This is a genomic window from Bacillus sp. 275, from assembly GCF_001999205.1.
In the GTDB taxonomy this organism is placed as follows: Bacteria; Bacillota; Bacilli; order Bacillales; family Bacillaceae; genus Bacillus; species Bacillus velezensis.
In genome coordinates, this window is the sequence record NZ_CP019626.1 from 225,307 (window position 1) to 238,720 (window position 13,414).

The 13,414-nt window shown below is 50.3% G+C and carries 1 protein-coding gene; it reads right to left on the minus strand.

What is annotated here, in order from left to right:
* Window positions 1-7 precede the first annotated feature (7 nt).
* A complete protein-coding gene (locus BZ167_RS00795; protein WP_077391911.1) occupies window positions 8-13,414 on the minus strand; it encodes a type I polyketide synthase in 13,407 nt (4,468 codons plus the stop codon).

Here is a 13,414-nt window from a genome sequence, read left to right on the forward strand (position 1 = left end):
TCCTCTCTCATTTAAATGCTTTCCAAAACATTTTTTTCGCAGGAAGCTCTTGTTTCTCCGCTAGTACGTCAGGTTCTTTTACCAGAGCCTTACGTCTTAATGACGGTACCGGCAGCGGCTTTCTTTTCATTCGGGTATCTTTTTCTTCCCAAGCTTCCAGAATGACGTGGGCGTTCGTTCCGCCGTCGGCAAAGCAGTTGATGGCTGCTGACGGTCTGGATGCATCCCATTCGCCGGCTGTTTTATGAAAATGAAAATCTGTCTTTGTTATATCAAAATGCGGCATCGGTTCATCTCCTGAGAGGAACGGAACCGTTTGTTTATGCTTCAGCATTAATACGACTTTAATGAAGCTTGCGATGCCTTCTGCGCAAAGCGGATGCCCGATGTTCGGCTTAATTGACCCGATGCCGAGCGGAACATGCTGGCCAGAGCGGTATACGGATTGAATCGCCTTCAGCTCAAGCAAATCAGTTACAGCGGAACCCGATCCGTTTGCTTCGATATAACTGATGTCTTCCGGCTTTTTGCCGCTTTTGAAAAGCGCGCTTTGCATGACATCTTTTTGCGCCTGCATATTAGGAGCTGACGGGCCTGCCGTTCTGCCGTCATTGTTCATGGCGGCGGCCTTAATGACCGCGTGTATCGTGTCGCCGTCTTTTTGCGCCTGGCTTACTGTTTTTAACAGCACCATGCCGACGCCTTCACCGAGGACAACTCCGCCTGAACGCTTGTCAAATACGTGAAATGCCGGCTTTTCGTTTAACAGCCCGCGCTCTTGGAACATCCGGTGCGCCGCATCCGTGTTCAGCAGGCTGACACCGCCAACTACCGCCGCTTTGATATCGCCGCTCCTCAGTGCCTGAACGGCCATGTTCATTCCTGTCAAAGCCGATGAACAAGCCGTATCAAGCACGATGCTCGGCCCGCGCAGATCAAAAAATTGCGAAACGTTTGCCGCTAAATAATTCTGCCCGCCCGCAACGATCGGGTTGCGGGTATTCGCAAGAATTTCAGGATCAGGCTGATGCTGGCTGCGGCCTCCGATATACACACCGGCCTCTATACCCTTGATTTCTTCACGGGAATAGCCGGCATGGCACCAAAGTTTCAAGCTCTCTTCCAACACCGCCAATGCCTGAGGGTCCATCGCTTTCGCGTCGTTTTCCGGAATGAAAAAGAATTCGGAATCAAAGTGATCCATATTGTCAATCAATCCCGCAACGTATTGATTTGCATATCCGAAACGTTCCGCCGGGACGAAGCCGATTGCGGACCTGCCGCTTCTCAGCAAGTCCCAATATTGTTCTAACGATTCCGCTCCCGGAAAACGGCAGCTCATTCCGACGACGGCAATGTCTTCAGTTACGGCATCACGCTTTTGTTCAGTGTGAACCGTTTGTACGGCAGCCGGAACCAAGATTTGTGTATCAGGCTCCTCCCTTTCTGCAAGCAGCGGCTGCCCATTGGATACAAGCCATTCGGCAAACGCGTCAATCGTCGGATGTTCATATAAAACAGACGGATCTAAGTCCTCTTTGAGCGCTTGATTCATTTGCTGTAAAAGCTGCGCTAAAATGATCGAATCAACCCCGTAATCCTGAAACGGTTCGTCTGTTTCCAGTTCTTCCGGAGCGATTTTCAGCTCATCGGAAAACAGTTTCACAAGCCACGCCTTCGTATCAAGAAGCAGTTCTCTGTCTGAATGTTTTTCAGCGGCTTTGCCGTTTACTACGGCTTTTTGTGTTTTCTCTTGACAGAGCAGCCTGTCAGGATGCCATTCGCTCCGATCAATGATAGCCGGCAGAACGGACGGGCGGATGTTTTCAGATAAAATGCGGTCCAGCAAGTCAAGTCCTTCCGCGTTGGACAGTCCCAGCAGCCCGGTCTGCTTCAGGCTTTCTGTGCGGACTTCACCCAATCCGGTTTCCTTCCAGTTCGGCCATTGAATGCTGACTAACGGATATTGATGCTGATGAGCCGCCGCGAAATAATCCATGTACGCATTTGCCATCGCATAATCCGACTGTCCCGCCGCGAGCGCCGGAACGACTGCAGATACTGAAGAAAATAAGACAAAAAATTTCAAAGGATCATTTGTGAAAAGGCTGCTTAATGTTTGAAGCCCGGCGACTTTCGGTTCCAGCACTTCTTGTATATCGTCGGCAGTCTTTCTGATAAACGCCGGATTTACTGAATTAACCGATCCCGCACAGTGAATGACGCCGCCTATCGGTCCCATCGTGCGCCGGATCGTTTCAATTTCCGCTGCCGCCGCATCATGATCAGACAATTTCAGACTGATCACCGCCACCTGCACTCCTTTTGCTTCAAGCTCTTCAATCGCCCGTATCTTCTCTTTCAGCCTCGTATTAACGGCTGACCGTTCATCGCGGGGAGGAATCGGCTCCCTGCCTGTCAGCACTACTTTTTTCACGCCGTGTTTTTCTGTGAAATGGCGGGCGCATAAGAGACCCAGTCCCCTCGTGCCTCCGGTAATGAAAAGCACATGGTCTTCAGGAAACGGTGCGGGCTTATGTTCTGCTCGCTTCCCGCTTGGAATCTCCCTGAATAAAGCACGGTATCTCTGTCCGTTTCGGCGGCAGATTTCCGGTTCTGTGCTGTCCGCCGCAAATTCATCTGCAATCTGTTTGGCAAGCGTCTGCTGATCCGTATCTGTATCGGCATCCATGTGTCTGGACGTCACGTTTTGATACTCATTTTGAAGCATTCTGTACAGGCCGCTTTTTGCCGCTCCTGCAAGATGAATCGTTTTCTGCTGAAATGGCTCCAAGCCTTTTGTTACATATAGCAGCGTCAGCGGCCGCGCCTGCCGGCGGCTTGTATCAATCAGAGTCTGGAGCCGGCTGATCCCTTCCAGTGAAGGGTCTTCGTCTCCGCATCCCGTCAGATCGATTGCGCCATCTATGTGATTCCAATCGCTAGCTGCAGTGTCAGCCGAATCGACCGGGAGAATGAATGAGTCAGCGAAATGCTTTGCAGTCTCTTCGGCTAGCTCCGCTGTTCTTCCATCAGCCAGAATCATGACCGTCCTGCCGCTTTTCTCACCGGCCGAATCGATCTCACACGGAACCCATTGCTTTTCTAAAAGCACAGCCTCGCGCCGGTCTTCTGTTTCCTGCGGTATGACTTTCGGCTCAGGCAGCCAGTACGGCTCCTTCGCAAACGGATAAGCCGGCAGACTGATTCTGCGGGGTTTTTCGCCTTGATAGAGTCTGTCCCAGTCCATCTGGAGCCCTTTGGCCCACAATTCTGCTATTTTGGCGTATTTTTTCTTATCGAACCATGACCTCACAAGCTGCTTCAGGTCATCGTCCGTTTCAAATGCTTTGATTTCTTTTTTAGCCGTTTTGATATGGGCTTGATATATCCCTTCACCCGTATTTCCGTTTACAAAATCGGTTAAACGGCTGACCAGTTCTTCTCTCGAACCGGCTGTAACCGCAAGACGGTAATCCATCGCATCACGCCCGGTTTGAAGCGTGTACGCCATATCTGAAAGATTGATATTCTGATTGGCTTTTGCAAATTCGATCACAGACTCGGCATAGGTTTTTACCTGAGGCGCTTTTTTCGCCGACAGCACAAAAATGTTTGTCTCATCAGGCTTACGGCTTCCCCGGTCTTTCGGCTGATACTCTTCGATAACGAGATGAGCGTTTGTGCCGCTGTAGCCGAATGAGCTGACACAGGCCCGCCGCAGTGCTCCGCCTGTTTCCCAAGGTTTGAGTTCGGTATTGACAAATAAAGGCGAGTCATCGAAATCAAAATGTTCATTCGGCGTGCTGAAATGAAGGGTCGGCACAAGCTGCTGATGCTTCATCGACAGCAGAACCTTCTGGACGCTTGCTACGCCTGCCGCCGCCGACGTATGCCCAATATTCGATTTAACCGAACCGATGGCGCAAAATTGTTTGCGATCCGTTTTTTCCTTAAATACAGAAGACAGGGCTTCTAATTCAATCGGATCCCCCTGCTTTGTGCCGGTGCCGTGCATTTCCGCATAGGTGATGCTCTCAGGGTGGATGTTGTGCACTTCATACACTTGGCGCTCTAAATCCATTTGGCTTTTCGCGCTTGGTGCGGTAATGCCGTTGGTTTTTCCGTCCTGGTTAATTCCAGATCCGATAATGACTCCGTAAATATGGTCTTGATCGGCTTCCGCATCTTTCAGCCTCTTCAAAACGAGCGCCCCCGCGCCTTCGCCAGGCACAAATCCGTTCGCACTGTTATCAAATGCTTTACATTGGCCGTCAGGAGACAGCATTCCGGCTTCACACATGCTGATGTATGATTCAGGCGTTAAATACAAGGTCACACCGCCGACAAGCGCCATGTCAATTTCATGATTCAACAGCGCCTGACGCGCCAAATGAGTCCCGACGAGAGATGAAGAGCATGCCGTATCGATCGGAATGGCCGGCCCTTTCAAATTGAGATAATAAGGCAGGCGGGCCGCCGCGATGCTGAAACTGTTGCCCGTCGCGCTTCCTCCTGTCTGATGTTTGTTTAACATCATGCCGTATTCATTGTTCATAATCCCCAAATAAACGCCGCAATTTTTCCCGTTTAATTCTTTTGAGCTGTAACCCGCATCTTCAAAGGCTTTAAAACCTTCCTGTAAAAATATCCGGTGCTGCGGGTCCATAAGTTCCGCTTCAGACGGAGATATATTAAAGAACAGCGGATCAAACTCTTCAATGCCGTCAAGCATACCGATTGATCTGCAGTATACTTTGCCCTTCTTGTTTAAGGCCGGATCATAGTATTTGTTTACATCCCAGCGGGAAAGCGGGATGTCGCGAATGGCGTTTTTCGCACGGGCTAAGTTGTCCCAATACGTCTTTAGGTCCGGCGCATCCGGGTACTTGCCCGACATGCCGACGATGGCTATCGCGTCCGCTATCTCGTCTTTAGGCTCCCGTTTGGCCTGCACCGGTTCAGGTTCCTTTTGAACCGTTAATCTCTCCGGCTCGGCAGGTGTTTTTTCCTGCGGGGCATGTTGCTGCGTAAGCGGCTTTGGACGTACGGGAACCGTCTGTTTTTTTCTTCCGCGGACAGACGGCTGCGTACGCAGAAAATCGGCAAATTGACGGATTGTCGGATAATCATACACTTTCGTTACGTTACAGTCCGTGCCGTACCGTTTATTGACGGCCTTTATCCATTCAAGACCGGTAATCGAATCCATACCCAAGTCAATAAAGGCCTCATCAATATCTACTTCATGCCGCTCCATGTACAATACATCAGCCAGTGCTTTTGATAACTCATCATGCACCGCTTCAATCGGTTCTTCCGGTTCGGCGGAAGCTGCCGTTTCTGACATCGCCTCCAGAATATCCGCTTCTGCTTGGATCACATGCTGCTTATGAGCGTTTAAAGGCTGCAGCATGATGTTTGACGGTTTTTTCACGGCTTCTGTTTTCTGCGGTTCGGTTGCTTCCTCAAGGATCGGTTCTGTCCCGAGCTCTTTTTGCAAGAAGGCCGCAAACTGGCGGATTGTCGGATAATCATATACTTTCGTCACCGTAAGGGACGTGCCGTATGCTTTATTAACAGACTTTATCCATTCAAGACCTGTAATTGAATCCATGCCGATATCAATAAATGTGTCGTCTGCGTCGATATCGTCGGCATCCATATATAAAACGTCTGCCAAACTTTCGGTCAATACGGCACTTACTTTTTCAGCGGAAACCGCCGGACGGGAAGCGGGCTGTACGGTTCTTTTCGGTTTCGCGCCGCTCAAAGACTGCAGTGTAATGTTTGACGGTTTTTCTTTGACAGTCTCCTCGTGAAGAGTTGTTACTTCAATGATCGGTTCCGGGGCGGCCGCCGGTGCGATCGGCGCAGACTGTGTTTCGGCCGGTCTTTTGACAGCTGCATCTGCTGATATGTCGATCCAATAACTGTCTTTTGCAAACGGGTAGGCCGGAAGACTGATTTTTTGCGGTCTGCCCATTTGATACAGCTTATCCCAATTCAGCGGAAGGCCCTTCACCCAAAGCTCTAATACCTTTGCGGCTTTGCCTTTTTCAAGCCACGCCTCAATGGTTTTTTCCATGTCCTCATCAGCCGCAAACAGCGCCATCGTGTCTTTATTCTGTTTTACTTGTCCCCGGTAGAGCTGGTCAATTGACTCCTTGCCGCCCGTAAATTCGTCAAGCTTCTCTTCAAGCTCGCGCAAATTGCTGACAATCATTCCGAGACGCTCTTCCATCGGTTCACGGCCGATTTGAAGCATATATGCGATCCGGCTCAGATCCGCTTCCCGGTAACGCCCGCTCCGCAGTGCATCAAGAAGACGTTTCGCCCGTTTTTGAAGCCGTTTCTCATTTTTCGCGGAAAGGACGATCATCGACGGATGAGGCGCGGCAAAAGCCGTCTCCTTATCCTCATCAGCGGAATATTCTTCGATGACGATATGAGCGTTGACGCCGCCGGCTCCGAATGAGGAAAGTCCCGCGGTTCTCGGCAGTTCCTTATCATTTATGACCGGTCTTTTCCACTCTTCAAGCGTCTGCTGCACTTTAAACGGCGTAGCGAGAAAATCAATATTCGGATTAAGCGTCCGGGAATGCAGTGACGGTGCTAGCTGCTTATGTTTCATTTGCAGGAGCACCTTCGTCAGCCCGGCGATGCCCGCCGCGCTTTCACAGTGGCCGATATTGGATTTCGCTGAGCCGATGGCACAAAACTGTTTATCTTGTGTTTGTTCTGAAAAGGCTTTTGTCAGACCCGTGATTTCAATCGGATCGCCGAGTGAAGTCCCGGTGCCGTGGGCTTCGATGTAGCTGACCGCCCTCGGATCGGTTCCCGCGTCTTTTAACGCCTGTTTGATCACCGCGGCTTGGGCGTTCGGATTCGGTACGGAATACCCGTTTGTTTTTCCATCATGGTTCACGGCCGTTCCTTTGATCAGGCCGTAAATATGATCACCGTCCGCTTTCGCTTTAGAAAGCGGCTTAAGGAGTACGGCGCCCACTCCTTCACCGGGCACATAACCGTCTCCGCCTTCTCCGAAACTTTCACATCTGCCTTTGCTTGATAAAAATCTGTTCTGGCCGAGCATCAAATATTTATTCGGATGAACGGATACATTGACGCCCCCGGCAAATGCTGCTTCGCATTCCCCGTTCCGCAAGCTTTGGCATGCCAGATGAATGGCTGTTAAAGAAGAAGAGCACATCGTATCCAGAGCCATGCTCGGGCCGTTAAAACCGAATACATAGGAAGCCCTGTTCGCAATTGATGACGGATTTCCGGTCAGCGCAAGCGATTTTCCGCGCGCCTGTTCTTCGGCTCCGTAAAGCTGATATTCCTCGTACATGACGCCGACGTAAACACCGACATTGGCGCCAAGCAAATCACCCGATTTTTCCGTGAGCTTTTTGCGCGTGTAACCGGCATCTTCCATCGTTTCGTAGACACATTGCAGGAATAACCGCTCCTGCGGGTCCATCAATTTTGCATCCCGGGGCGAAATAGAGAAGAATTGCGGATCAAATTTGTCCACGTCTTTCAAAAATCCTCCCCATTTTCCGTACGTCTTGCCTTCTTTATCTTTATCAGCGTCGTAATAAAGACTGTGATCCCAGCGATCGTTTGGAATTTCGGTTATGCAGTCAGTGCCTTCACTCAAATTCTTCCAAAATTCCTGAAGATTTTCGGCCTGCGGATATCGTCCTGATATACCGATAATCGCGATATCTTCACGCTCTGTCAGCTGCTGATTTTCCCGCGTTTCCGGACGGACTTGCGCAAAGCCTTTTTTGCCTTCATTCCGTTTGAAAACGGGCTTTACTTTCGCTTTCTCAGACAGCGCAGGTTTGGCTGCAGGGGTTTCTTCTGTTTTCATCCCGGTCACTTCCAGCAGCGTGTCCCGGTGTGCTTTCATAAAATACTGTGCCAGCGATTCGATATTCTGGTACTCGAAAAACAATGTTTTTGATAATGAGCCGAAGCTCTTTTCCAGCCGGCCCGTCAAATGCATAATCATAATCGAATCAATTCCGTAATCTTCCATAGGCGCCTTGGCATCAATTTTGCCGACAGGAAGTTTGGTCACTTCCGAAAGCACTTGTTTCAAGAAATGCTCCGTTTTTTCTGCAAGCATGTTCTCTCCGCCTGCTGTAAGACCTGCCGTTTCTTCCGTTTCGCTGCCCTTATCCGGCTGATCATCCGCTGATTTTTTCAGAAACGCCCGGATTTTTGCGGCGTAGCCTTCCGTCACCATGACTTGGGATGTGTTTGCCGCCCACCCGCGGTATAAAGCCTGAATGCCGTTTTCTGTTTGCATAGGGACCATGCCGCTTTCTTTTGTCAGCATGGCTTCCGTTTCAGCATCAACCGTCATGCCGCCGTCTTTCCAAAGCGGCCAGCAGATTGAAAGGGTGTGTCCATAGCGTTCATTTCGGGCTTTTTTACGGTTTCTTTTTTCACTGAAGGCGTTCATAAACGCATTGGCCATCGCATAATCAGCCTGGCCCGCGCTTCCGGCGCTTCCGGCTCCGGAAGAGAAAAGAATCAGAAAATCAAGCTCAATGTCCTTTGCCGCTTCGTCAAGATGAACCAGTCCGGAGACTTTCGGCGCCAGTACATCACGGATTTCATCTTTGTGTTTTTTCAGAATATAGTTGTCTTTTATCGTTCCGGCGCTGTGTATGATACCGTTTAATCCGCCGTACTGCCGACAGATGTCCGCTGTGAGCGATTGAACTTCTTGTTTTTCCGTTATGTCCGTTTGTTTGTACACGGCTTGCGCGCCGAGATCGGACAGTTCTTGAAGCTGGGCTTTTTTACGGTTATCCAACAGAGAACGCCCCGTTAAAATAAGAACGGCGTCTTTTGCATGCCGGGCGATTTCTTTGGCGAATAAAAATCCGAGTCCGCCCGCACCGCCTGTGATCAGATAAACACCTTTATCCTTCCACGGCTTTTCGGCGCCGAACTGTTCAAGCCCTGTTTCCTGCCATTGTGCCGTATAGCGCCTGCCGTTTTCATAGCGAATATGCTTGTCATCAGGATGAGCGCTGCATTCTTTTACATATCGGGACAGCGTGTCTGCCTTGACGTCCGGCTCCAATTCAATCAGCTGGCCGGTCAGGTTCGGGTTTTCAAGCGCCGCTGTTTTCAAAAGCCCCGTTAAGCCGCAAAGGAGCTGCGTATCCGCTTCTTGAGGCACGACAATCTGAATGAGTTCGCGCCCGCCGGAATTTGAAGCGAGGATTTTCTTCACTTCTTCGAACGCCTGAAGCGCACAAGCTTCAAACCGTTCGTCTTCACTCTTATGCTGATCACGGAGCACATGACAGCTGAAGTCTGTCTGTATGTTGTTCATTTGATCCGTAAACCGGTCAGATATCATCACGTGACGGGCTTTGAAATGGATCGGCGCTTCTTCATGTACAGCGGTCTTCTCTTCCCATACGTGTTCAAAATATAGTGTATCTGTTTTATCCGTTTCAATTTCCCGTGCGGAATAACCAGTCATTTTCACACATACATTGCCTTGTTCGTCACATACATCAATATCCAGCTTCTGAACGGCATCTTCAGGCTTGCTTTCGCTGCTGTACGCAATGGAAACCCACATATTGCTTTTACAGCTTTTCAACACATCAACCTGTTCGAGAGCAAACGGCAGCATCGGCCTTATGTCAGTCCCGTCTCTGTCAAGCATTAACCCGATTGTCGCGTGGAAGGCCGCATCCAAAAGGCTCGGATGGAGGACAAATTGATCTTTTGTATGAGAAATAGATGACGGGAGTGAAAGCTTTGCGAGCACTTTGCTGTCGTTTGCATAGATTTCCGTGACCGCTTTGTGAGCATCCCCGTATTCAATCCCCATCTGTTTGTATGCCTGATAGCAAGCGTCAGGTGTGATCAGACGGCGTGACTCTCTTAATTTGTCAATCTCGATTTTGGCCGGTTCGCCCGTTCGGGCAAACGCCGCGCTTCCTTGCGCATAGAGAACGGGCTCTTGTTCCGAGGAAGCCGATTCACTGTAAACCGTAAATCCCATCTCCCCATTTTCTTCGTCATAAAGACGGAGATACAGTTCTGCGGACTCATCCGCCGCTGTAAACGGACGTATCCATACGACATGTTTCAGCCGGACTGTTCCTTCTTCCTTCGTTTCTGCCGCGTGTTCAACGGCCGCCCGGACCATTTCCAGATAAGCCGCGCCCGGTAACGTCCGCTCGTTTTTGATGACGTGATCTTTCAGGAAGAATTCTCCGCCGCTAAACGAGGACCGAAAACGGACGCCTGACATGTTTGATACATTTTCATGCAGGAGCGGATGCAGCATGCCTGCATTTTTTTGCGGCAGCGATTCTCTTTTCTCCGCCTTCGGCACCCAATACTGGATTTTTTCAAACGGATATGTCGGCAGGCTGATCCGATTCGGTTTGTTTTCACCGTACAAGAGATTCCAATCCATCGTTCCTCCGCCGGCCCACTTTTCGGCAATCATCTCCAGTCTCCCGGAAGAAAGCCATTTATGTATCAAGTCCGGAGCAAGCTCTGCCTGTTTGCTTTTATCGGCTCGGTTCCGCCAGCACCCGCTGACCGTTTTACCCGCCAGAAAGCCTTCCAGCCGCTCTTTGAGCTGTGTCATATCCTGAGCGGTGAACGCAACCCGCTCCTCCATCTGTTCACGGCCGATCTGAAGTGTATACGCCGCATCCTCAAGCGGCAGGCCGGGATGAATAAATGCAGACAGCTTCGCAACGTACTCTTTTAGCCGTTCTTCATTCCGGGCTGAAACCGGGAAAATGAATGTCTGTTCTTCTGCCGGTTCAGCATTTGTTCCGTGTGATTCTTCAGGGATAAATTCCTCCAGAATGAGATGCACGTTTGAACCTGTCGCCCCGAAAGAGCTGATGCCCGCACGCCGGGGATATACGGTTTCGTTTCCGTTTTCCGTCACTGATGGCTGCTGCCATGCTTCGGTATGATGCTGGACGTAAAACGGTGATTGTTCAAAATCTAAATACGGATTCAGCTCCTCCGAATGAAGAGACGGCACCAAAGTTTTATGGTGAAGCTGCAGGGCAACCTTGCTTAAGCCGCTGATGCCCGCAGCCGATTCCGCATGGCCGATATTGGACTTCACTGATCCGATCGAACAGAACTGTTTGTCCTGTGTGTACTGGCGGAACGCCTTGACAAGGCCTTGAACCTCGATCGGATCGCCGAGAGAAGTTCCCGTCCCGTGCGCTTCAATATAACTGACCGTGCGCGGGTCGATGCCCGCTTTGTCCAGGCATTCTTCAATCAAATCGGCCTGCGCGACAGGACTCGGCACGGAAATTCCGCTCACTGTCCCCACGTGGTTGACGGCACTGCCCTTTATCACCGCATAAATCCGGTCTCCGTCTTTTACCGCCTCTCGCAGCGGTTTTAATAAAACGGCACCGATTCCTTCAGCCGGTACATAGCCGTCTCCGTCTTTCCCGAATGTATGACAAACCCCGTCTGTTGAAAACATGTCCCATAAACCGTATGTCAGATATTTATTCGGATGCAGCGACAAATTGACCCCTCCGGCAACCGCCGATTCACATTCCCCGCGCCGAATGCTTTCCGCAGCAAGGTGAACCGCAGTCAGCGAAGATGAACAGACCGTATCGACCGCCATGCTCGGCCCGTGAAAATTGCAAAAATATGAAACTCTGTTTGCGATTTGCGCATAATTAAGAGAAAGCGGGAATACATGATCTTCAGAAGAAGCTTCAGCCCCGACCAACGTATAATCCTTATGCATCACCCCTGCGAAGACGCCGACGCGCTGTCTCTTATTCCGTCCGCGCGCCTCTGCGAGCGACTTCGGCGTATATCCGGCATCCTCAATCGTTTCCCAGCATGTTTGTAAAAACAGCCGTTCCTGAGGGTCCATTGTTTCAGCTTCCCGCGGCGTAATCCGGAAAAATTGGGGATCAAAACAATCGGGATCATCAATAAATCCGCCCCATTTTGAAATGCTCTTTCCGGAAGGCGACTTTACATTTTCAAACCGGCGCCAGTCCCAGCGAGACTCCGGAATTTCGGTGACACAGTTTTTTCCTTCTTTCAGGTTTTCCCAGAATTCATGAATATTTTCGGCCTGCGGATAGCGGCCGGCCATGCCGATAATTGCGATATCTTCATCTAGCGGCACACTGCTTTTCCGCCTGTTTTCTGTTTGCGGCTCAACCGGCTTCTCCATCTTTGCCGGAGACGCGCTGAAATGGCTCCCGTACTGCTCAGTCAGGAAAGCTGCCAGCTCTGCTGCCGTCGTATATTCAAACAGCAAAGTCGGAGAAAGGGTTTCGCCGATTTTTTCGCTGATCGTTTCGACGACGTCAAGCAGTCCGGACGATGTCAGCCCCATTTCATAGTAGCCGACTTGAGAATCAATCTGTTCAAGCGGCTTGCCGATTTTTTCAGCCATCAAATTCATGACATACCGTTCCGCTTCCTCATGCGGGTGTCCGCCTTCAAGCGATGCCGCAACTTCCGGTAAACCGGCTTTTTCCGGAGACTTCTCAGCAGTCTTTCGTTCTGTATTGATCAGCTCGGCATCCCGCACGAGCTTGCTTGTGAAATCTTTAAGCTCGGCTACTTTCCGGCCGGATGCGTTAAAAAACTCCAGTGTAATGTAAATGAGCTCCTTTTCCTGCCGAAGCGACGAACGTTTGATTCTCGTGATACAGCCGCTCTGCAAAGGTTCGGAAGCTGTAAAAGATTCGTAGAAAAGAGGCAGAAACAGCCTCTTTTCCCCATTTAACAGTGATGAGATCAGTAGGTTTGCGCCGACGCCGCTTCCGTCAAGAAGAGTCGGATGGAACAAAAACCCCCCGGCCTGTCCCATCGCGTCTTTTCCAAGCGATACATCAAAGATGACGCCGTCCCGCTCCTCAAACACTTCTCCTTCTGCTTTCATATATCCGCTGTGAACCAATTCCTGGCTTCTGCATTGTGCATACAGCTCATTTAAATCGATGGTGCGTTCCGCCTCGCGTTTGACAGAGTCAAGATCAAGCGTGTCACTGAAAATTGCGGGTGCCGTCTCGTGCATTTCCGCTTTGACGTAAATACGTTCTTCCGGCTGTACTCGTCCGCCGCTGACCTCAGCCCCTTTTGCGGTAAGTTTCCAGCGCCCTTCTTTTACCTTTGTACATTCAACCGTAAGCTTGACGGCGCTGTCTTCTTTCGCAATAAGCGGCTGATATATGGATAAATGGCGCAGCTGAAGCCCGTCGTATGAATAGCCGCGCTCTTTGAAAATCTGATAAAACATATCAATATAAGCCAATCCCGGAAGGACTTTTTGTCCGTAAACGTCATGATGTAAAATAAACGGATTTTTCAGCGATAAAGTGATTTGCTTATTGAAGTTCTTCAC